The organism is Vibrio thalassae, from assembly GCF_900089835.1.
Classification (GTDB): Bacteria; Pseudomonadota; Gammaproteobacteria; order Enterobacterales; family Vibrionaceae; genus Vibrio; species Vibrio thalassae.
This window is the reverse complement of the sequence record NZ_OANU01000159.1, coordinates 1-23,683: the sequence shown is the minus strand read 5'-3', so window position 1 is coordinate 23,683 and position 23,683 is coordinate 1. Positions and strand designations below refer to the sequence as shown.

At 43.7% G+C, this 23,683-nt stretch carries 18 protein-coding genes; 3 read left to right on the top strand and 15 right to left on the bottom strand.

Annotated elements, in window-relative coordinates; all coding sequences use genetic code 11:
• Positions 1-260: 260 nt before the first annotated feature.
• From VTH8203_RS23170 to VTH8203_RS23160, 3 genes are all read right to left on the bottom strand, one after another.
• Positions 261-467, bottom strand: coding sequence for a hypothetical protein (locus VTH8203_RS23170; RefSeq protein WP_096995734.1), 207 nt, complete (start codon positions 465-467; stop codon positions 261-263).
• Between the two features lie 148 nt (positions 468-615).
• Positions 616-1,737, bottom strand: coding sequence for a hypothetical protein (locus VTH8203_RS23165; protein ID WP_096995733.1), 1,122 nt, complete (start codon positions 1,735-1,737; stop codon positions 616-618).
• Positions 1,727-2,317 (bottom strand): cupin domain-containing protein, encoded by a 591-nt coding sequence (locus VTH8203_RS23160; protein ID WP_244181316.1) that lies wholly within the window; start codon positions 2,315-2,317, stop codon positions 1,727-1,729. The genes VTH8203_RS23165 and VTH8203_RS23160 overlap by 11 nt, the downstream gene beginning before the upstream one ends.
• A gap of 154 nt (positions 2,318-2,471) precedes the next feature.
• On the opposite strand from VTH8203_RS23160, the gene VTH8203_RS23155 reads away from it, so the two are divergent.
• Positions 2,472-3,188: a sugar isomerase domain-containing protein gene (locus VTH8203_RS23155; protein WP_096995732.1), complete on the top strand. Its 717-nt coding sequence runs from the start codon at positions 2,472-2,474 to the stop codon at positions 3,186-3,188.
• Positions 3,189-4,198: 1,010 nt separating this feature from the next.
• Here the strand turns inward: VTH8203_RS23155 and VTH8203_RS23145 are convergent.
• The 12 genes from VTH8203_RS23145 to VTH8203_RS23090 form a co-directional block, all read right to left on the bottom strand.
• A complete protein-coding gene (locus VTH8203_RS23145; RefSeq protein WP_101913387.1) occupies positions 4,199-5,200 on the bottom strand; it encodes an IS110 family RNA-guided transposase in 1,002 nt (333 codons plus the stop codon).
• Positions 5,201-5,760: 560 nt separating this feature from the next.
• On the bottom strand, positions 5,761-7,284 hold the full coding sequence (locus VTH8203_RS23140; protein WP_096995735.1) for a glutathione synthase: 1,524 nt from the start codon (positions 7,282-7,284) through the stop codon (positions 5,761-5,763).
• A gap of 28 nt (positions 7,285-7,312) precedes the next feature.
• Positions 7,313-9,142 (bottom strand): ABC transporter ATP-binding protein, encoded by a 1,830-nt coding sequence (locus VTH8203_RS23135; RefSeq protein WP_096995729.1) that lies wholly within the window; start codon positions 9,140-9,142, stop codon positions 7,313-7,315.
• Positions 9,139-10,881 (bottom strand): ABC transporter ATP-binding protein, encoded by a 1,743-nt coding sequence (locus VTH8203_RS23130; protein ID WP_096995728.1) that lies wholly within the window; start codon positions 10,879-10,881, stop codon positions 9,139-9,141. Before VTH8203_RS23130 ends, VTH8203_RS23135 begins: the two co-directional genes overlap by 4 nt.
• The gene (gshA, locus tag VTH8203_RS23125) at positions 10,878-12,551 is read right to left on the bottom strand and encodes a glutamate--cysteine ligase (protein ID WP_096995727.1); all 1,674 of its coding nucleotides are present in this window, start codon (positions 12,549-12,551) and stop codon (positions 10,878-10,880) included. The genes VTH8203_RS23130 and gshA overlap by 4 nt, the downstream gene beginning before the upstream one ends.
• A gap of 193 nt (positions 12,552-12,744) precedes the next feature.
• A complete protein-coding gene (gene sigZ, locus VTH8203_RS23120) occupies positions 12,745-13,344 on the bottom strand; it encodes an RNA polymerase sigma factor SigZ (protein WP_096995726.1) in 600 nt (199 codons plus the stop codon).
• A gap of 159 nt (positions 13,345-13,503) precedes the next feature.
• Complete coding sequence (locus VTH8203_RS23115; RefSeq protein WP_096995725.1) at positions 13,504-14,826, bottom strand: CoA-disulfide reductase; 1,323 nt, start codon at positions 14,824-14,826, stop codon at positions 13,504-13,506.
• Positions 14,827-14,926: 100 nt separating this feature from the next.
• Complete coding sequence (locus tag VTH8203_RS23110) at positions 14,927-16,333, bottom strand: cation:dicarboxylate symporter family transporter (RefSeq protein ID WP_096995724.1); 1,407 nt, start codon at positions 16,331-16,333, stop codon at positions 14,927-14,929.
• A gap of 305 nt (positions 16,334-16,638) precedes the next feature.
• Positions 16,639-17,355: a DUF6933 domain-containing protein gene (locus VTH8203_RS23105; RefSeq protein ID WP_096995723.1), complete on the bottom strand. Its 717-nt coding sequence runs from the start codon at positions 17,353-17,355 to the stop codon at positions 16,639-16,641.
• A gap of 301 nt (positions 17,356-17,656) precedes the next feature.
• On the bottom strand, positions 17,657-18,454 hold the full coding sequence (locus tag VTH8203_RS23100; protein WP_096995722.1) for a hypothetical protein: 798 nt from the start codon (positions 18,452-18,454) through the stop codon (positions 17,657-17,659).
• Positions 18,447-18,800: a hypothetical protein gene (locus VTH8203_RS23095; RefSeq protein ID WP_096995721.1), complete on the bottom strand. Its 354-nt coding sequence runs from the start codon at positions 18,798-18,800 to the stop codon at positions 18,447-18,449. The genes VTH8203_RS23100 and VTH8203_RS23095 overlap by 8 nt, the downstream gene beginning before the upstream one ends.
• The gene (locus VTH8203_RS23090) at positions 18,793-22,881 is read right to left on the bottom strand and encodes an RHS repeat domain-containing protein (RefSeq protein WP_244181315.1); all 4,089 of its coding nucleotides are present in this window, start codon (positions 22,879-22,881) and stop codon (positions 18,793-18,795) included. The genes VTH8203_RS23095 and VTH8203_RS23090 overlap by 8 nt, the downstream gene beginning before the upstream one ends.
• A gap of 192 nt (positions 22,882-23,073) precedes the next feature.
• Between VTH8203_RS23090 and VTH8203_RS23085 the strand changes: the two genes are divergently transcribed.
• A complete protein-coding gene (locus VTH8203_RS23085; RefSeq protein WP_096995720.1) occupies positions 23,074-23,358 on the top strand; it encodes a hypothetical protein in 285 nt (94 codons plus the stop codon).
• A gap of 201 nt (positions 23,359-23,559) precedes the next feature.
• Positions 23,560-23,683, top strand: a 124-nt coding sequence (gene tnpA / locus VTH8203_RS25280) for an IS66 family insertion sequence element accessory protein TnpA (RefSeq protein WP_442478231.1), incomplete at its 3' end; no start/stop codon positions are given.

Genomic DNA, 23,683 nt, shown 5'->3' with positions numbered 1-23,683 from the left:
GAGAAACAGCCACTAAGAACCAACATTAGCCAGTTAACCCATTGATAAGGCGGAACTCTCCACCTTACAATACCTGCGCTCGCCTTGAGAAAAGCATCAAGGCCGCCACCCTTCTAGAGCAGATCGCACAATTTACTTATATAGAGGCTCGGGCTTGTTCAACACTTGGGATTTAACGTTGGCTACGCAACGCTTAATCCTTATTTGTTAGCTGCTGTACCGCAATGTTTGCCATTTATGCACCACATTACATTTGGCGCTCAATCATCACCTTTTAGCGATGACTTCATTTTTCTAATCTCTGACTTAAGTTCTTTTATTTCTTTTTGTTGATTAGTCTGAAACCATGATAAGACTAACAGAGGAAAAATTGCATAAATTGCTGGAGTTCCATGAGCAAAGCCGACAAACGCGCCAACTGATGCAGGAAATAAAATAACTCCGTAACCCGTTAATATCCCTTTCAATGTCTAACTCCTTTTTGATTTTTTCTTAGCCAATAACATTGCCCTTTTCGCAATTTCTCTGGTGCGCAGCAAAAACAGCTAACGCCGCATTAAGCGGACAAAAATAGTGGGTTAAAATGTGTAGCGAAGCGAAACGTAACCCACTGTTTTAGTTCCGTTTAAATGCCTTGTTAGCAATCCTTGTCCAAAGTGAACCAAGTAAATCATTTGACCATTCGTAGATATATGAATCATCATCGAGTGCTTTTAATACTAAAGACTCCAAATCACAGGAATTATTTTGATACTGTTTTACACATGAGATTGCAAAACTTTCCATTGAAGGAATTGCCAAGCCATTTCCATGGTTAAAGTAGTCATCAAATTCACCTTCCATAACAGAAACAACAGAGGGAGGTTCGTATATATTGGTTTCAGATATGTCTTTAAATTCTTCTAAGTAAAACTTAGCTTTTTTATACGTAGTTGAAAGTTCCAAGGCAGCACTAATATGAAGTAAATAAATTGCAGTATTTAAGCCAGCCCAACAAATGCCAACTTTATCTAAGCTTTCTTCAAGCGCTTCTATTAAATCAGATTGGAACTCACCTTTGTTAGAAGATAAGACAACACACAAACAGATTAACTGAGGGGCACAGCCAAGGATGAATTCATCGTAATCTCTAGACAACCCAAATGATGGTGTAATCATTGGCATATAGGCATTATTACGCTGCCACTCAACTAGCATTGATGACCAATGGTCTGATTTATCATTATCTTCACTCACCCCACAAAGCATCGAGCAAAGTATAGGTACATGCCATTGACTTCCAAGGTATGAATCTAAAATTGTATTCGTAAATTCATGCTTAGAGTCATCCGTTATCAATTGAATAAAGTCGGGAAACAAATCTGAATCAGTTCTACTCATTCGTATATATGATGAAATAACTTCCTCTTTCGATAATCCAAGATCTACTGAGTGCATTAGCAATTCTGAGTAAGTTACTTTATTGGACCAAAGTTTTGATGAAAGCAATTGATGTAGAGATAAATAATCAACATCGTTTTTAACTCTTGAATGCTGATTAAGGACATCTTTAATTAGATCATTAGCGCTATCACTGCCGACCAAATATATACGGTAGTTATTTTTCCCATACTGGGCTTCTAAATTCCTTGGCCGACTTGAATGCACACCACCTTGAGCTACAACATGAAAGAAGAAAAGAGGTTTTTCAAATGCTCTATTTTCTTGTGCATATACTTTGAATGGATTATTTGTCATGATTATCAATGTACTTACAGACTTGAGCTATCTTGCTGAAATCGTAGTTGGACTTTTCCTTTTCTGCTGATGATGCGTAGGAGAGCAGAATGGTGTGTGATTGATCGGCACATAGTTCTCCTAGAACTTGGATCAAAACCGCAAGCTGCCCGATAGGGGTAAGGTCATCAAAATTATTGAGGTGTTGAAAAACTTTTTCTGCGGTTTGCGTTGAGAACTTCACGCCTTTATTTGCATCTCTAATAATACTCGCTAATGGCCTTAGTTCGACACAGCTATACATCAGTTTGGCAATCCATTCTTTGCTAAACCAAATTACATGAGCCTCACATGGGTTCTGTCCATGGGAATTTATTGATTCAAAGCTATGAGCAACCTCAGGACCCAGTAAAAGCAGTTCGTTGTGCTCAATCAGCCCTTTGAAATGGGCGATCCTTGATTTTCCTTGAAAATTTCTATGTAAAACCAGTTCAAATTCTTGATGAACATGCCAGTCTTCTGGTTTGACGACTTCTTTGAACATCTTATAGCGCCATGACCAGCCATGCCTTTGTGGTATTTTCTGAACTGTTGCTTTCATTCTAATAGCATCATTGCCGATTTATCAGTTAGATGCATGATTATACACAATTGGCTTTAATCAATAAAAGTATCACAAGTCGTTGGAATAGTATCAGATGTGAGTTTTAGAGCTGGTATGTTTATAAGGTCGGCACAGTATAGGAGACCCAGAAATGTCCGAGTATTTAAATTGCTTACTGCCAAAACTTACCTCCCTTGTAGAAGCAAACCAAAAGGCTTTAGCGGAGGCAACCAAGTTGTTTACTCAAGCCATAGTTAAAGACGACATGATACAAGTTCTAGGAACTGGCCACTCGCATATGATTGGTTTAGAGGGATTTATTCGTGCGGGAGGCCTTGGTAATATCAACGCTATTTTGGACTCAGTGCTGCTTACTAATGATGGCGCTTTAAGAGGCTCAGCAATGGAAAAGTTGTCTGGTCTGGCTGAAGTGATTTGGAATGATCAGAATATTTCCCTAAATGATGTGGTTATGGTAATTTCCAACTCTGGGCGCAATGCGCTGCCAATTGAATTTGCCCAAATTGCCAAATCGAAAGGTCATTCGGTTATCGCGATTACGTCTGTTGAACAGTCATCAAAATACCCAAGTCGCCATAATTCAGGACTGAAATTGATGGATATTGCCGATATCGTTATCGACAATCAGGTTCCTCCTGGTGATGGATTGTGTAATGTGAATGGTAAAGTGACAGGGGCATTCTCCAGTATAGCAGGCATGATGATCATGAATATGCTGGTTGTAGAGTCTCAAAAAGAAGCGTTAAAGCAAGGTGTCACTCCACTTATCTTCTCTAGCCAGAATGTCGACGGTTTCGATAATGACTATGTGTATCAGCACTTTGGGCCTCGATTAAAATCTATGTAAATGGTCGGCATGAAATTTAGTTTCTCGATTAAGTTACGAGCCAGCGCAAAATTCAAACACGGCTCATATTCTAATGAAATGAAGCAAAATTGAGCTAGCCATGAAAGCTAGCTCGTTTCTGTCGGATAGGCGGCACCTGTTACCAGGTGCCTCCCTCCTCAGAACCGTACGTGCAACTTTCACTGCATACGGCTCAAACCTCCACAAAGGCACCGTTAAGCACCCAGTAACAATTACCTTTGCGATACACACTCAAAGCTTTAAAACTGTCCCAATGGCCACTTAATGAATAAGAAACCACGGTTCGTTGTCAGAAGACGCACTAATTTCATTCGAAATCATCATTTGCTTTTCTCCTTTAATAAAGTTCTTCAAGCTATCTCGCAACGGGAGACCAGTTAGAAGTCAGCTCGCTTTCGCGCCAGATATAAACCTGTATCCCCTTCATTACAAAAGGGCATTCGCTTTCTCTAACCTCCTTTACCTGCATACCTATCGGCAACCTTCACAGGCTGCTTTCCCATAGGGAGATATACAGGCTTACCCTGTTCCGTATGTCGCGTAAAATGTCAACTTAGATGCCCACAATGGTGCGGAGAGTGCAATGACCACGAAAGAGTAATGTCCAATCTCTTTCCGACTCTCGTTGCCTTTTGGCTACAGCGTATTAACCACTTCCGCTGCTTCATCATATAACGCGCCTTAAATGGATTCACATTACATTCATCATATTGACTTATATGAACGCTTCCCCATTTGCTAGGTCATCATTGAGTTATTTTCAAACATGGTTAGGTGGCAGTTTTATATTCGGTCTACATTGGCAGACATTCTGCCGACCCTAATGATTTCCGCAGCCTTATTCCTCATTTCCCTAGCGAGCTTAATGCTCTGGTCAGTATTCAGGTTTTATAAGGCTTGGTCTTACCTGTTTGTCATTACTCTTTGATACACCTTGGCAAATTTTCTGCGAACATCCTGTGTTAGTTTAAATTAGTAGTCAGTCTTGCTTAACAAGGTTGATATTCGGTTTGGTTGGCCACTAATGACCAAACGGTTCGAGCTATCTTGTTAGCTAACGCAACCGTCACGACATTTTTCGGTCGTCTTGCTTGCAAAGACACGAGCCATTCACTTTTTTCTTTACTATGGGTCATCACTGCTCGCGCCCCATGGATAAGCAAAGTACGTAAATACACATCGCCTCGTTTGCTAATCCCGTGTAAGTGCACTCGGCCTCCCGTTCCTGTTTGTCGTGGAACCATGCCTACCCATGCTGCAAATTCTCGACTAGATTTAAACGCTGACGCATCCCCCATGGAAGCGATAAGTGCCGTGGCAGTGAGTGGTCCAATACCTGGGACCTTGGCGATACGCTGACAATCTTCATCGTGCTTAAACCAGCTTTGGATTTGTTTTTCCAGTTGTTTAATATCTTCGTCCAACTGAGTTAATCGTTCCACTTGAACCTGTAAGGCACACATAAAGGCACTTGGCGTATCCTCTTTCAGTTTTGCTAAACAATCTGGTAGCTTTTCCTTAAATGCTTGTTTGCCTTTTGGCATCACTAGGCCAAATTCGGTCAACAAACCGCGTATCGAGTTTATTTGCGCCGTCCTATGTTTAACCAGCAGTTCTCGCATGCGATGAATGCTAAGAATCGCTTGCTGCTCTTCAGTTTTTACTGCAATAAACTTCATGTCTGGTTGTTGCATGGCCGTCCATATCGCACGAGCATCTACCACATCATTTTTATTGCCATAAACGAAAGGTTTGACTTTCTTTGCTGGCAACAGCTTCACGGTATGACCCATTTCTTTAAACAGTCTTCCCCAGTGGTGAGCACCACCACAAGCTTCCATTCCTATCATTGATGGTTGTTGGTTGGCAAAGTACTGAACAAAATCTTTTCGCTTCACTTTGTCAGAGTGAACTTCACCGGTTTCTTGATCGACCCAGTGAATTTGAAAAACTTGTTTTGCGATGTCAACACCAAATACGTTACTGTTCATGTTGGATACTCCCAATGTCGATTGTTCACTAAATTGAACCATACTGGGCACTTTGATGCCGTGACAGGGAGTATCCTTCCTCGTCAATCGAATCATCGTCAGCCTCCGTAGGTTGGGGAGGCGTTCATATCATTTCCCTAGCACTCACCCGAGCTGTGGTTCTCAGGAGGAACATCTTCTCACGATTCCGTTCCCACTCAGCTAACGCCTGAGTTTCGTTACATTGTCGGTTCCGCTGCTTTATTCAGAAACCTAGGGTCATCTGGTGATACAGATGGTTCACTCTTATCGTAGTGAACAACGCTTCATACGACTTCAGGTCGCACGCACATTTCTGAGTTAGCGGCTTTGCCAATTTAGCAATCTAGGTACTGGAAAATCGCGCGGTAGGGGGCTAATTTCGTAACATGGCTCGATATAGAGCCATCAAACAGATGCATTTCAATCCAAGCATTGGTATCGACTTACCAATCCAATTCCCCACAACTCTCTCACCCATTTGAACTTAACGCTGATGTACAACCTGTACTCAGGCTGTACATCACCAAAATTAAAGCCAGTTATTGGTCAATCAGGACTAACGAGTCCAAAATACCCTGCCCGCTATGGATTCCACCTTCATTTTCACTGGCAGGCTTACTGCGTATTAAGTATCCGGCATAACCATTATTTTCAGTTACGGGCTCTCCTTGATAATGCGCAGTGAAGAGACCCACTTCACTAACAAGATCATTAACTAGCGTTTGCTTGCCATCTCTTACGGCAATGGTTGGGGTATCACGTTCGTGTGGGTACAGGCGCTGCATTAATGCCCACGCATTGTACTCTTCTGGCTTTAGCGTTTCTAAAGTAGCACTAATATCCTCGCCAAATACGCAGTGGCCACCGCCTTCCCCTTGGTTTTTTAATACCCACTCTTTTTTGTCTGCCCTTTCATTAAACCATTTAATGCTCTCTGTCGTGATGGCTTTCATATCCGCCAAAACGCTTTTGATTAGATTGGCTTCATCAGGCGATAACCCCCATTGAGCATAAGCTTCGGCAGACATCTGCGTCAGTATCATTTGCATTGATTTGCTGGTCGCTAATTGTTGACTGATGGTGGCATTGATCGCCACGTAATGTTGCTCAATAAACAGACGAGTTTGGCTTAATGTATGACAACAGACATCTTCGTTTAGCTCTGGCGCCCAGTAATCTGAATATTGATAACCAGCACGCAAATACACGGTATCAATTGCGCCAATCCCATCAAGGATAAGACGTTGGTTATCACCACTTGAAAGTTGGGTGCTCAATTGTTCGAATGTTCGCCTAACAGTACGAACCCCCATCTTATGTAGTGCCACCTCCAAAAGGTGTTGGTCATACACATTATCTTCACCCTTTTGAACGATCATTAAGAACGTCGGTTTTTGATCAGGATTTTTATTTTCACTATTAACATTAGAACCTGCAAAATGGGCTTGAACCTTTTTTGCTGCCGTTGCGATGCCTAGGGCTAATTGTTCTAACCCTTGATTATCTGCGGGGGTTGCTGAATCATCTTCTAGCCACTCTCGGTAAACATTACCCCATTGGTTTTTCACAAAGCTATGCAGCTCATAAGCACGTTGACCAAAGGGCCCCATCCCTGCAGCAATGCCATTAAACTCAATGACTTTTGCCCCGTGTTGGCGGTCATCCATAAAGTCTGTTCTCATTAATAACAGAGGCTGACGAGCGGGTTGCTTAGGGTCTGTTGCATCACCGTGAGCTTGTTGGTGAAGCTCCATTAAACGACCGAAGAACGGTTCGGCTTTCGCCATATCGCTCAATGAGGTTTGCAGAAAACGATGATCTTCAGAAACGTTGCTCACCAATTTAGCAATCAATGGTGTGACCTTACGTAGGTGGTCATACGTTGAACGTTCCATTGTCATTGGCGCAATACTAAATGGTACATGTCTTGCAGTATTGTCAGCCTGACGAAACGCTACGCCGTGCATGATTTCCCACTCAAGAATGTCTTCAATCACTTGCTCAGATACAAATTGTGCTTGATCAGTATCATTAGATTTGATGTACGTTGTTTGGTTTTTCATAATGTTCTTGCTCGTCATATTTAATCACTTATGCTGCGCTTACGGACGTTAGGCCAAGCGTGCTGTTCTGAGTGTCGTGTTCTTCTTGCGCTTTTTGACTTAGGTACAAATCTCGGTAGTCACCATCTTGATTAATCAGCTCTCGGTGCGTTCCTCTTTGTACTACCTTGCCACTGTTCATCACCAAGATTTGATCGGCGTTTTGAATCGTCGATAAACGGTGTGCAACGGCAATGACGGTCCGACCGTCCTGGATATTATCCAGCGCCTGTTTTACCGCTTCTTCCGATTCACTGTCGATATTCGCCGTGGCTTCATCAAGTAGAAATATTTTCGGGTCGTGGGAAATCGCCCGAGCTAAAGCCAATAACTGTCTTTCCCCAACGGAAAGCGAGGCACCGCCATTACCCGGTTTGTGTTCAAAACCATCAGGTAAACGATGAATGAAGCGGTCTGCTTGCACCAATTGGGCTGCATGAATCGCTCTCTCACGGCTCTTCGCTAATGCGTTTGTACTCGTTTCATAATTAGTATGAACATCCTGAGATAAATTAATGTTATCTTCAATTGAGCCACTAAAGATGGTTGGGTCCTGTGATACCAAGCCAAACAACTTACGCAACTGTGCTTCTGGAAGAGTTTGAAGCGATTGCCCGCCAATAAAAATGTCACCCTGCTGCTGCTGATAAAAACGCATTAACAGATTGATCACGGAACTTTTCCCACTGCCGGTATGTCCGACAATTGCGGTGAACTCACCACTTTTCGCTGTAAAGCTAACGTTTTTAAGTACAGGTTTATCTTCTTCGTATCCCATGGTGACGTTGCGAAACTCAATATCGTCGCTACCGTTGAGTTTAACTTCAGGCATCACTTGATTATGAGCCTCAGATTTATCGTCCAGTAAATCAAAAATACGTTTTGACGATACTGTGGCAACCTGCAATTTATGCAGTTCCATCGATAACTGGCGGAACGGGTCAAAGAAGCGTTCAACGTAATTCAAAAAGGCATATAACGTACCAACCTCAACAACTGTCGACATTGAAGCCCCAGCAAACCAGGCAACAATACCTGCTGCGGTCAGCGTCCCAATTAAACGTGTCAGTGGTAACAACATCAAACTATCAATGGCTACTGACTGGGTCCTGAAGTTAAACCAGCTTTGATTTTCTTTCTCAAACTTGGTTTGAAAGCTTTTCTGCTGGCGAAACGCTTGAATCAACGCCATTCCCTGTAACGACTCATTGATTTGGCCATTGATGTTGCTGACTTGAACTCGAATGCCATCAAATACTGGCGTTGAAATCTTGCGATACAGATGCATGGTCATAAGTAATACAGGGATCAACACCAAGCTCAATAACATCAAACGCCAGTCCAATAACGCCATAGCGATAAAAATCGCCATGATGCGTAACGCACCTTGAACTACAGTTGGGAGCGTCGACACGAACATATTTCGCAGTGACTCTGTATCGTTAGTTATGTAAGAGACCAGCTTTCCCGTCGGCAACTTGTCGAATGTCGCGATAGGAAAGTTCAACACATGACGAAATAACTGCTCTCGCACATCTTTGACCACCAACAATGCACCGTGTTTAAAAGCGATGGCTTGCAAATACCCGAACACCGCAGCTAACACGTAGAAAACCATAACCAGCCCAATCAAAGTGACAAGCTGTTGCCACTCAAACTGCTGAGGCACAATAACTTCATCAAGTACAATTTTCGCCAGCCAAGGGATCGTCATTTCAGCAGTGACCGCAAGCCCCAACATGACGAATGCAAAGCCAAAACGCGCTTTATGAGGCAATGAAAACGCCAACAATCGACGATAAAGCGTGCTATTTCTCATTGTTTGCCTCCTAACTGACTTTGGCGCTGATAAACCATCGAATACCAACCTTGATTTGCCACTAATTCATAGTGAGAACCACGCTCTACTACCTGACCATCATTTAAGACTAATATATGGTCAGCTTCGATAAGGTTGGTCAGACGCTGGGTGACTAGCAGCATCGTTTTATGAGAATAATGCGCTTTTAAATTTCGGCGAACCTGCACCTCTGTTTTCATGTCTAACGCACTGAAAGGGTCATCCAGCAACAGGATATCTGCATCCGACAGAAGTGCCCTGGCAAGTGTCAATCGCTGTTTTTGGCCCCCCGATAGATTGGTTCCTCCCTCTCTAAGTGGGGTATCAAAACCGTCTGGCATCGCTTCAATCTCTGCGAGAATGCCTGCCATATCCGCCACATGCTTTATTTCTGACAGCGACGCATTCGGTTTCGACAACGCAATGTTCTCTGCGATAGTGCCGGAAAACAGATACGGCTTTTGAGGAACCCATGCCAATTTACTGCGCAAGGCATCAAAGGTGAGGCTATCACTTGGCATACCTGATACGTGGATGCTAGATGGCTTTTCAAGTTTAAATTGACGTAAAGCCAGATGCAGAAGTGTGCTTTTGCCACTGCCTGTTGGCCCAGTAATGCCCACTACCCCACCTGACGGCAGTTCAAACTTGACGTTATCCAGAGCTCTTCGATTTGATTGCTCATAGGTAAACTCACGGATATCAAATGACATACTTGAATCTGAACCTGGGGCTAGCGTGTTTTTACCTTCGACAACGTCCGGCTTTTCAGCAAACAATTGCTCAAGTCGCCGCCAAGATGTCTTTCCGCGTTGAAAGACATTAAACTGCCAACCAAACTGCATAAATGGCCCCAGCAGTTGACCAAGGTACAAAGTGAAAGTCGTGAATAGCCCAACTGTGATGCTACCTTGTTCGATTAACCATGCGCCGTACCCGAGAGCGATCACAAACGACAAGCCATAAACCAATTGGATTGTTGGAGCGAACGCTGCGTCCACTTTCGCCACAGTAAGATTGGCATCGACCGTTTGGTCTAAGGTTTGTCCGAAACGTTGTTCTTGACGACCAGAAATACCATGTGAACGAACCGCACGAATGCCCGATACCGTTTCACGTGTCTCTTCCGTCAAATCAGAAAATGCAGACTGCGCCCAGCCAAAGGCTTTATGTAGCTGCACACCATAACGACGAGTGATCAGCACTAACAATGGGAAGGGAAGCAATGCAATGGCCGTGAGCTGACCGCTGACAACAAAGATCATCCCTAAAATAACAGTCATACCTGCGATGAACGAATCCACCAATGTCATAATACCCATGCCCATGGTTTCTTCGACAGCATTCAGATCATTGGTCGCATGCGCCATTAAATCACCAGTACTGCGGCGAGCATAGAAGGCTGGAGCGAGCTGTGAGAACTTTTGAAATAGCTCACTGCGCATCACACGAGTAATCGCAATAGACGCCCCATATAACTTGCTTTGCCACACAAAGCGCAGACCATACATTGCAGCGCCCGAAACAATGATCCCACCAACGTGGATAACTAGGATTTGTGTATCTAATGTTCCTTCACTAATGCCATCGACTATGCGGCCAATTAACCATGAAGGAACCAAATTGACTAAAGCCACCAGTTGAAGAGCCACAAGGGCAATGAGGTAGTCTCGGCCAAACATTGTTAAGTAGCCTTTTAACTTCCAAAGAATATTCATAATGGATTTACGTGCTCTTTATTACCTTGAGATGGGTTTAAATATTCCGGCATTGATTGTGAGGCATCACCTCGAGAAGGGACTTCGCAATCAATTTGACTTTTTTGAGCTAAATAGTCATCAAAGTTGGTTTCGTTTTCAGCCTCTAGCCGTTTTTGCTCAGCCAGCGAGTAGTCCACAAGCGATTGCAGTTGCGTCATTTCTTCGGCAGAAAGCGTATCGTTCAAATAGCCTTGCTTGTGTTCGCCTGAATACCTTCTCATTAACGTCGTGAAGCTTAGGCTTTCTTGTTCCATAACCGCTAGGATCTGTGCAGAGGGCGTTAATTGGCTATCGTCAAACTTTGCTTGTTCACGCATGACTGCCTTTACATAGCTATTGGTTTCCTGCGCGTCATCTAGGCTTTTCGCCATTTCAGCTAACATACCCATTAGTGGTTTAGCCAAATCTGTCAGTAACATGTCGCCATTCACAGTAGGCAGCATCAAATTCGGCTTCCTTCCCTGCATTGCCACCAGCTCTTGTCTTTGCATGATCAGTTTGCTTTCCTGCTCACTCATTTCAGGGCTTGGTGTGAGTGCGCTATACAGCAAAAATAGGTCGATGAACTGACTTTGAAGTTCATCTATACCAAGTGGTAACAAAGGGTTATTGTCCAAGCTGCGCAACTCTATGTATTCCACCCCGTAATGACACATGGCAACCAAAGGACGCATTTGTGCATTAACAATTTTAGGTCGAACAGAACCATACAGTTCATTTTCGAGTTGAAGAACCGAACCATTCAACTGCTGATGCTGAGCTAAATGAGCATACTGATCACTTGGCTGAGTTAATGCGTGGCATAGACCGGATAGATAGTCTTGTTTGTTATTAAAGCTGATCGGGAAGCGAGATTGTTCACTACTCCCATAGCCCAATTTACTCAATCGTAGCGATGTAGCCCATGGGAAGTAATCTGTCGTGCTACCCCACTGGTTTAATGCGTGAGGTCGATCTTGCAGGTAGCTCTTATCCGCCGCCGGTGAAGCGCCAAACAAATACGGAATAATCCAACCGTTGCGTAGAACATTGCGGATCAGATGAAAATATCGCTCAGAAATAAAGGTTTCTAACGGCAATTGACTTTCTGTATGAGTATGAAGTGCCTGCCAGAAAGACTCTGGTAACGAAAAATTGTAATGAATGCCTGAAATAAGCTGCATTCTCTTTCCATAACGATTCGCTAACCCTTCACGATAACGAGTCTTCGCTATACCCGCATTTGATGTCCCATAATTTGCTATCGCTATATCATTATCGAGAGGTAGGGCCGGTGGCATACTTGCCGCCCACATTGTCTCACCTTCACTCAGATGTGACGCAACAAAGTGGTGTAACGAAGCCAATGTTTTAAATGTCTCCTTTCTATCGGTCACCGCAGGTGTTACTAGCTCCAACTGTGCTTCCGAAAAATCGGTGGTGATATATGGGTGAGTCAGTGCTGAACCTAGAGATTCAGGATGAGGCCGCAGAGAAAGCGCACCACTCTGTGTCACTCGAACCATTTCGCGCTCAATTCCACGGCGAACACCTTGCAGAGTATCTTTTACATCATCACTGGTGATAAATGCTAACAACGACTCATCAACCAGAGTCTCCACTTCAATTGGGGTGGTTTCTTTCTTCATTTGTCTTATGCGATAAAAGAGTTATTCACTCAGTTAAGACGCTACAAAACAGAAAAAGACGCAAAAAATGTCGTACTTTTTGATATTAATGTTGATGGTAGTGTGATTTAGGAGGGAATGTGCCATTGAAGAAGATGGTGAGGCTGTCACAACTGCGTTGTAGTAACAATCACGCAGTTGCACGCCCCCGTATTCAAGAAATCATCTGAGCAGTCGCCTGGGCTGATTCATGATCAAATTCATTCATCGCGCTTGCTTTGCAGAAGTCTACGCACTTTGGATCAGGGTCAAAGTCGACAATTCCCTCGCCTCCTGCTTCGATGTTACAGCAATCCGTTAAAATGTCTTTTAGCTTCACCCGGCCTCGTTGAATGCGACTTTTCGTTGCTGAGAGTGATAGCCCTAACTGTTCAGCAACAGCCTGCTGCGACAATCCATCAAGTTCTGCAAGGATCATCACTTGACGGTATTTCTCAGGCAGGCAATCAAACATTGGACGTAAACACTGCGCCACCTCTTGCAGGTTAATTAACTCAGAAGAAGTTTCTTCTTCTGCTTGGTTGTCGACCAACTCTTCATGGGTTTGGTGGGTCCGATAGAAGTCCATAATCGTGTTATGAGTTATACGATACAGCCAGTTCTGAAGATTATCTCTCGTTTTTAGCTGTTCAACCTTTTGACTGGCCTTGATGTAAACGTCCTGCAAGATGTCATCAGCTAAATCAAGATCACCCGTCTTTTTCACTATGTAACTTCTTAGTTGGTCTTTGTGTGTAATCCACTCCGCTAACATAGCTTTTCCTCAATTATCGATACGAAATCAAAACACTTCGATAATAATCGAAATATTGAAGATGTAAAGCGTAAAAACCACGCGATTTAATCAACCATTCTCTGAAGCTTCTTGCCATGCAGCCAAACCACCTACAGGGTTTCTCACAAACGCCAACTATTATTTCGCCACATTCCCTGCCACATTTAAGGCATCCCATGTACGCGAAAATGGTGGAGCATAGGCAAAATCTAAATAGCCCAGCTGCTCGGTTGTAAACTTTGCAGTAATTGCAACGGCTAGAGCATTAATACGACTTACCGCACCTTTTTTACCAATTATCTCGCCGCCAAGAAGCACTTTTGTGTCTGGCTGATAGATCAATTTAACCTTAATATCCTGTTGTCCTGGGTAGTAATCGGTTTGGTTTTTGTCAGCGATCGTCGACACACTGACATTCATGTTGTGAGCCTGTGCCATCCGTTCTGAAATGCCAGTACGCGCCAATTCATAATCAAGAACTTTGAGCGATGAAGAACCCAAGAACCCTACCATATGCGTGTCTTTCCCTGCTAACTTATCGGCCATCATGCGAGCCTGTTTATTCGCCGTGGTTGCTAGCGGTAGATAAGTAGTTTCGCCTAGTGTTAGATGATGCACTACCGCACAGTCACCCACCGCATAAATGTAAGCATCTTCAGTCGCACCGTACTCATCCACTAACAAAGCACTATTGGCCGCTTTCGTTAGTGGGAACATTTCTGTATTCGGTTTGAACCCGAGTGATAGCACAACGATATCCGCTTCAACATCACCGTTACTTGTGTGAATAATGTAGCCGCCTTGCTCTAGATCTCGTATAGCCGATACACTGGTGCTTGTTTTTAAATCAGCCCCTGATTCACGAATCGCCTCTTCAACCACATCAATCATTTCAGGGCTAAATTGCTGACTCATGATCCGCGACTCACGCTCAATAATCGTGACGTGTTTACCAAGATCATGCGCCGCATCGAACACTTCTAACCCGATAAAACCTGCGCCAATCACTGCGACACGCTGTTTCTGGCTATCTTTTAATGCATTTTTGAGCGCTAACCCATCTTCTTGACTGGTTAACGTATACACATGCTCATCATTGTATTCACCAAAATTTGGTACGACTGGACGAGCGCCTGTGGCGATGATCAAACGGTCGTAATCAAGCACACTCTCGACACCTTGGTGACGCACTACTACCTGCTTTTCAACTCGATTGACTGACAACATTTCAGTGTCCATTCGAACCTCTAGCCCTGAGGCCACTGCCTGCTCCGGGGTTCGTGAAATCATTCGCTCGGTATCATCAAACTTCCCCCCCACGAAATAAGGCAATCCACACGCTCCAAAAGAGAGGTAATCCCGTTTCTCTATCACAATAACGTTATCTGATGGTTGGTTTCTTTTGTATTTTGCGGCGAAACTCATTCCTGCGGCGTTTCCGCCAACAACGACTACTTTCATCTCATATTTCCAAGGTTGAACAAGATAAGTAAGAGAAATACGACCATTAACGACGTACTTCTCTTAAGTGGTGTTAAATATTGATATGTTTCAATCTGCTCTACGCTGCGATTTCATCGCTTGTTGTGGTAGTACTGTCAGCTGAGTATTGCTCAATATTCAGTGAACCATTTGTCTTAGAGGTGATGACACCTGAGAGCATTGACCCTGAAATATTCAGTGCCGTACGTGCCATATCAATCAAGGCTTCGATTGAAACTAGAATGGCAACCACGGTAATGTCTAACCCCATGATGGTGAGTACAGCAACAGCAGCAAACGTCGCTCCGCCTCCAACACCAGCAATACCAAATGATGCAATCGCAATCACCACGATCAGTTGCAGAATAAAACTGATGTCAACTGGTACGCCCATGACTTGTGCAGCCATGATGGCGAGCATGGCTGGGTAAATACCGGCACAACCATTTTGGCCAATGCTGGTACCAAACGTAGCAGACATATTTGCGGTTTCTTCATCCACACCAAGACGTTGAGTTTGAGTTTCAACGTTTAGTGGTATCGCCGCCATACTTGAACGAGAGCCAAAGCCAAAGACAAGCACCGGCCACGTTTTTTTCATGAACGCGATCGGAGATAAGCCAAATACCGACACTAAGATGAAGTGAATCAAGAACATTGCACCAATGGCTGCATAACTCGCCAGTAAAAAGCGGCCCATTTCAGCCAATGCAAACAAGTCGTTGGTCATCATAAATGAGGTCATTAACGCGAACACCCCGTAAGGTGTCAGCTTAAGAATTTCGCGAACCATGGACAGTACTACTTCCTTTGCCGAGTTAATGAAAGCAACAAAGTTCTCTACTTTTTCAGGCTTACGTTTCTTCACTTGTAGAATGCTGTAACCGAGGAACATACCAAATAGCACGGTCGATAACGTTGACGTACGCTCAGACCCAGTAAGCATTTCAAATATGTTGGAAGGAATAATCGATAGCGCTAAACCCGAAAGGCCTGAATTTGCCATTGCATCTTGTGTGGCAAGCAATGAATCACCCCGAGCTTCAATAGCACTGTTCGTGCCCACCACACTGACAAGCGCATTAGCATCAATCCCAAATAGGTAAACACTTGCGATGCCTACTATGGCTGAGATAGCCACGGTCACTATCAATACGCCGATAATCTTAGGCGCAATCTTAGATAAGGCACTGTTACCATCCACGTTCATAATGGATGAAATCATGGCGACAAATACCAATGGAATCACAATCATTTGCAGCAGCTTAATGTACCCTTTACCGAACATTGATATAAGCTCAGCAAATCCCACCGTTGCAGTATTCCCTACTCCGAATACCATTTGAATAGCACCACCAAATAGTAATCCAGCAGCTAGTGCGCTTAGCACTCTGAAGTTGAATGTTTTTTTCTGTTTTTTAAATGTCGCTAGAAGCGCATAGAATCCGAAGAAAAGTGCGCTCAACGCAATGAACGATATGCTCATGGAAGTTTCCTATTAATTGGTTGTATCAATAAGACGCTTTCACCGCAGAAAAGACGCAAAATTTATGGATAAGTGGTTTCGAGAAGCTAATGAGAGGACGTTCTTTTTATCTTCGATCTAGTTTTATCGCTAGATTTATTGTTCCACGAAGATAGCCAGCAAACACGGAAAGGGGCAAAGATGTGTTTCCCGTGCTCACTGTTTTCTTGAAACTAATATGAAACCTCAAAGCCTAACGAATGAGGCGTGGAACAAGCGAATATCATCAAGGTGACGGATTCCATCCAATTAAATTAAACACTGAATCAGCTGCTACCCGAACCACTGTTATTAGAGGGAGTCAACATTTCAATCACATTATTATTAGCAGTTTCACCACTACTATGAAAGTGATCGAACCAAAATTGGTAAAAATTGTCCTTGGCGTAGAAGTAAGACTGTTCCCCCTTCTTTTTTCTTGGGATATTGCCAGCGGTAACGCTAAACCGTAAGAAATCCATCCTATCGGAGAGCATTCCGACTTCACTGCATAAACCCTCAAAATGCCAAGCTACCTCATTTAAATGAGCCTGAACACTTCGGTCATTTCTCTGATGAAAAGCCACCGACTGAGTATATCGGTCATACGTATCAATAAGCTCTGATGCAAGTTCCTGCGAAGATTGGTTTACGTCGATAAAATAACGAAAATTAGCTTTAAGCTGCTCTTCAAACTGGTTCAAGAAGTGGATTTCGTCACCTTTTCTTCCTGCGGCAAACGCCAAGCAATAACGAGTATCAAAGTCCATAACAAGAAAATACTTTTTACGCTTTACTGAAACGCAATGCACCACCCACTGCCATTGAAAAACTTCCGTTCGCTTCAAGTCATCATCATAACTAAAACTCACATGAGATAGATCTTTTTCCATCGACTCAGCAATTGTTTTGTCGGGCGCTGGTGTTAGGCAAGTGAGCTTTTCACCACTTCGAGTCACGGTAAAAAAGTCAGCAGAAGCTTTGGTACAATTAAATACAATCATAAGAACATAATACTGTTATAGGCTTCATACATACTAACGCCATTTCTCGGTGATTCATATGATTAAGCACACATTAGAAAATATTGGTCAATATAGTCGTTCTTGTTTAATGAAGTGTAATAACTGTCATTACTTAGAGCATTAACTTCAAAATCTGCATTAACTTCAAAATCAGACTGGCGCAGGAACAGATATGACCATTTTTTGAATATTTATTCAAAAAAATAACGCCTTTCTCTTTGTTAAATCATTCAACAAAGAGAAAGGCGCTAGATCACTAGACAGGTTCTCTATAACAAGATTAAAGCTCTATTTTTATCTTTCTCTTTTGAGCAACATCAAGAGTTAATTGTCCATTAGTTTGAGGTGGTAACGAGTCCTTACTCGCTATAATATCCATCGTAAATATACAGCTATCAAAACCTTGAGTTAGCTGAGCTTGAGTCTGACCAAATATTTCATTCAGGGTTTTATTATAAGAACCTGAATTAAGTAGATGCTCACCATTGTTAATATCTGGTGCGGCGATTCTTACGTTGGTCTCTACACCATTTGAGCAACTTAGTTTTTCACCTGAGTATGAGTATGTGTAACCTGCCTCTGGCGAAAATGACACATCAACAACTTCATTTGTCAAACTCACGATAGGGTCAAAAGGGAGAGGAAGTTCATTGGCCGTCAACTGAGAAATTTCAACGCCACCCCGAACAAAGCTAACGTTATACTCAGTTGCTAAAGCGGAAATCGTTGCAGCGTAATACTCACCGCCATAACTACCACTTCCCTCCACCACCTCATCTCTTGATAAGAGCAAAGGTTGAGGTACATTGTCGACCGTAATCACTAACTCATCGTTATCGGCTAAAGTCACATATAAATCATCGTTGCCAAGAACATACCCCGTGACCTCTGCCTCAGATGAACTCGTTGCTGATAAGTTGAAGAACACCCGTAAATCAGACGCTGCATAATCACTACTGTAACGAGTGACACTATCCTCTGAGTTTGCAGAAGAAGAGCTGCTACCGCCGCTTCCTCCACCGCAACCTACAAGGAACGTTAACATCAGCACGCGATATAATTTCTTAAAATCACCCATTTTTGTTTTCCTTCAAGATAGGACGTACTTTTCGTGTAGCAAACCAGTAACCAAAGCATAGTAAAGGGAATGTAACTAAAGTTCTCCAAAGATTGTTTATCCCAAAGGCTTGGAATACATATACAATCCCGAAAAGATAACCAAATGATACCGCAATATACAACATTAACAGTGGGTACTTTTCTCTGATTGGCTTCAAAGCTGAGGCAAATGCGACCAACGCTATATATCCCCCCCCTGATAGGACCGCTAAGATATAATCTTCTTTTGCGATGAGAATTGCCACACCAATCCAAAGTACGAAATATACCGCTGTGGTATCCCATTTTTCATCTTGTTCAGTCACACTTCACCACCGTATTACAACCGACATTCATTGCGTCATTCACATGCCCCACATTATCTACCGTCTGCTTAATGACAGGCGAGCCGAAATATAGGGCATCGTCAATGATTCCTCCGACTTTACCCGCAGGTCCTATCATCATGCCAATGAAGTTACTCCAACTGGAGTCTAGGCCCCACGCTCCAATACCCATAAACATTCCTGCGGCGGGATTTAAGGCACCAACAGCTATCGCCATATTCGACAGAACACCCGCACCGATTTGAGCAGTTTCTTCAGCTGTAGTTGTAAGATATGCATTAACACTTTGTCCCGGCGCAGCCTGAGAAGCAAGAATACTGGCTTGTGCGCCATTATAACAGTATGAACCCCATTTCCCTGCTGTACAACGACGCGTCTGAACCATCCACAGTGGTACTTTAGCCGTAAAATACTCTTTCCTTTTGCAGTTCCCTTTCCAATCTTTTTTAGTGCATCGGTCATATTTGTAATACGCGTAACCATTTTGTGTTTTGTAGTTACTGAACACTTGATTACCAAAAGCTCGCCAGTAATATTGTGCACTATTGCGATAACTCGCGGCGCGGTTAGCATTAATATTGGCACTTCTAAATATCGAGTTCGCGCTGGCACTGAGTTCGTCGGCGGTACGGTGGTAATCATCACTTTTAGCAAACAACTGCTCTGCCGCTTGACGCAAACGCTCAGACTCTTCGATATAAAATTGCGCACTTTTCTCAAGCTCATAAGCCTGCATCTCGAGTTCAACAATGCGCTCTGAGGTGGCTTTTAACGCCTCCTCAATTTGCAGGTATTGGCTATCCCAAATATCAGAATTAGGGATACTCATTCGCTTAAGCAGGCCATTCACATCGTAATCTTTATCTAAGTTCATCCCCGACGGGAAAGTCACCCGACTGAGACGGCCTGCTTCATTGTACTCGTAGTAGGTCGTGTACTCTGAGCCATCAATAGATAAGGTCATCGATTGAGTGCGTCCCAATTCATCGTAAGTATAACGACGTTGGCTATGGTGACTGCTGGAGGCATCCAGAGCGCCTTTTAACGATTGGTCATACTGCCATTCATTGGGTTCATATCGTCCACGCGCGTGAGTATCTGAGAGATATTCTTTGATTTTACGACCGAGTGCATCATACCTGAAACTGGTGTACATCCCTTTCGCATCCGCTTGCCAAACCAGCTCCCCCCACGCATTGTGGCCATACGTCCAAGTGCCCATTGCGGGGTCAATCATCTTGGTTTTATTACCGAACTGGTCATAACTCAGTTCCGTTATCAGTCCATTGGCATCCGTTTGAGTGAGATTACCGACTGCATCATAGGTATAACGGAGGGTTGATTGACCATTTTCTACGATTTGGACCGTTTGCCCCAAACCATTAGTTTGCTCAACCTTCTCAAAGGTACCGGGACCGGTTTTTGTTGCGGTTAAGCCTTGATAGCGAGTGGTCGCAACAAGGTCACCGACATCTTCCGTTGGTTGAGTTTGAGTTGTAGGTCGACCTAGCGCGTCATAAGTGGTTTGTAACCAGAACGTCGCATCCCCTGCAAAAGCCCCCTCAAAATAAGGCACGGTTTCCCCAACAAGCTGGCCTTTTTCATCGTAAGCCTTATCAACCATCACGGTTTTGCCATCACCGTTCAATTGCTTGGTGCGTACTTCACGTCCCAACTTATCGAAATATGTGGTTGACAAACCGCCCTGGGAGGTTTGCGTGGTCACCATGAAGACACTGCGGTCACCCAGCGTCAATCCGTGTTGGTCTAGGCCGGCATCGGCACCATCGCTCCATTCATAAACTTGCTCAACCCAGTTACCATCGGGCAGGGTTTTCTTAATTTCTCGACAATAATCGTCATACGCAAACCGGGTCGTCAACTCATTAGCGTCGGTGACGGTGTCAGGCAATCCACACAAATTGTTATAAGTGGTTGTGACAAAGTGACCAAGGGCGTTTGTATGCTTCGTCACTCGACCTAAAGCATCGTACTGGGTCGTGGATTGACGCGTTTCACCACTGCCGGTCGTACGCTCTAAGGTGCGAAAACCACTGGCATTGTAGTCAAATTGCGTCGTTAACGAGAGTGCATGCCCAGGCTCAATGGTTTGCTTAACCAAAGCCCCGGTATTTGCATCATAAGAAAAGGCTGTGTTTCTTGTTTGAGAGTCGTGACCATTGGATTTGGTCACAGACACATCAAGAGGTTTGCCGATTAACCAGCGTTGCGTATCATGTTGATAACGCGTGGTCGTTTTTTCAACAAATCGTTCACCATTACCATCGTCAACCGTTTGAGTGATGGTATCGGGGAAATTAAGCGCGTCGTAACCTTGATATTGCGTGACCGTGTGGGTCAAAAGGTTTCCTGATGTATCCCAAGCAGATTGACGGCTTTCAATCATTTGTGGCCAAGACTGCCCGGCGATAGGAGACGCCACCTCTCTATAATCAAACTCGCTTTGTGAAATCTTTTGGTTATTGATTCGCGTTTGCGTGCGCTCAACATAAGGTGTCCAATCACTACGGTACCCGGTCACGGTCGAGGTAAGAGTATGACTCGCTAAATCTTGGGTTTGTATTTCCCCAAACCCGAGCAGGCCCTTATCAGGATGAGCGTGATACCCTCTATAGAAGTATTCAGTGCGGTTCATACCTCCTATGCCATTACTGTGCTCAAGTGCCTTGACCACTTTAAAATTTGGCTCAAGCGCAATAAGCCCGGTAGGCGCTTGCGCCCCTTGGAACACAGAGGCGTTTCCTGTTAATCCGTACTCAAACTCACTTTTCACACCTAACCCTGACGTCACCGATTTGAGCAAAGCCAGCGGTTCAAACTCATAAGAGAGGCATGTCAACCCATCGATAGAGCGATAACAATCACCGAGTAATCCGTCACCATTGGCGTCGACGCCTTTTTTGAACGGCCCGTAAACGTTATTCACAGCCATAGAGTAAATCGTAGTTTTAATACCAAAGAATTTTTTGATGAAGTTCCCTGAGAACGACATCTTATCTTTTAGCAAATCCAGGTCGGCGTTTAACGTGGCTAACACAGTCGGCGAATTAAAATGCTTTCCATCGCCATAAGCACAATACACGCGCTCTCCAGCGATGTAACACAAATCAGACAAGCCATCGCTGTTTCGGTCAGACAGCATGATGGACGCTTCCACCTGCGACACGTTATTCTCATTGCCAGTGTCGATTTTAAAATGGTCTTGGTCAAGCGTTAACCATGTTTTCGCAGCCTCAAAGCCTTGACCGGTATTTTGATGGCAAACAAAGTCGTTTCCTTGTCGGTAACATAGCTCTGCTAAGCCGTCACCAGTCACATCGACAAGGTTCATGGTGCGCTGCAATTGCTCAACCACCTTGACGTCTTGCTCGTGGGTATTATGATTCGGTGATTGTGAGGTGGTGTTTTTTAACCCAATGGGCAATTGACTTGCCCAGCGTTGAGCAGCTTGAAAAGAGAGTGTATTGCTGCCGGATTTTTGACCCAAAGCGCAATAAAAATGGCCGTCAAGTTTCACGCCACATAAATCAGCAAAACCATCTTGGTTAATATCAATGAATTGGCTTTGTGGCAGATTCACGGGGTCGAAGTCAAGAATTCCAAAACCAGAGGAAGTTGACTGATACGTTTTCTCTAACGGGTAACCTTGGTCCATTAAGACATAATCGGCGCTCAGTCCTTGCCCTGTATTGTTGGCGCAAACCACTTTATCGGATTCCACCCGGCACACATCCGCCAAACCATCGCTATTCGCATCCAGCAATCTTACGGCATCATTAATGGTGTAGTTTTGGCTCCAGTAACGTCCTGAATCAAACGTTCGCCCTTGGTTGTTTAATGCGCAGAAAAACCCGGTTTCATTGAACGCACACAAGTCTTGAAAACTGTCTTCATTAATATCAAGTAAGCTCAACGATGCGTGGTTTTGAGCCTCTTCCCAAGCACTGCCTTGAAAGTCGTTACTCCACTTAGTCGCTGAGGCGTAATTCCCTTGCCCTTGGTTAATTCCACAATAAAGCCCATCTTCAAGGTAACACATATCACTGCGACCATCTCGGTTGATATCACCCGCAATAAACCCTTTAAATTCATCGAGAGGGTACAGTTTACAGAACCGCCTAGAAAAGAGGTTATATCTGATGTTCTAAGATATACACCCGATAATTCGCCTTACAATACAGATTATACACATTCGGGATATACCTCTTTAAACGGAACACTATTTACCTATATGAGAAATGATGGACATGCCGAAAATGGAATTAGCGATGCAATCGGCACACAAAGCCAGTATGCCCGTTACTGCCAGGACCTTTCAAACATTGAATTTAATGGCCGTAACAACTGGCGTAGAGTAAATAAACAAGAACTAAGTGATTTAATCACTAGTAAAGATATTGTAAACACCTATGGTTGGCCTTATCAGGCGTACTATGCGACATCCAACATTGTCGATGAATCACGCGTTGATATGGTGACCTTAATTGATGGCCACACACCTTACTTGGCTAAGTGAAAGGCTTTCAACCCAGACGTTACCCGTCTGTGTTTCAGAAAATTGATAATTAACATATTAATTAATTCACTCACGAATACGTAAGCCGTAATTTTAGTTCATATAGCGCAATATGATTAACGTAAGCGCGTCATAAACCCCGCATTCTAATCACCTAGCACGAATAATAAGATCAAATCTCCAACCATGAGGAGATTTGAAATGGGAAAACGACACACTAATCAAGAATGGCAAATGCTCATCGAGCAATCTGAATCGAGTTCATTGTCAACGCGTGCATTTTGTAAGCTCAATGAACTCAATCCCTCAACGTTTTATGCCAAGC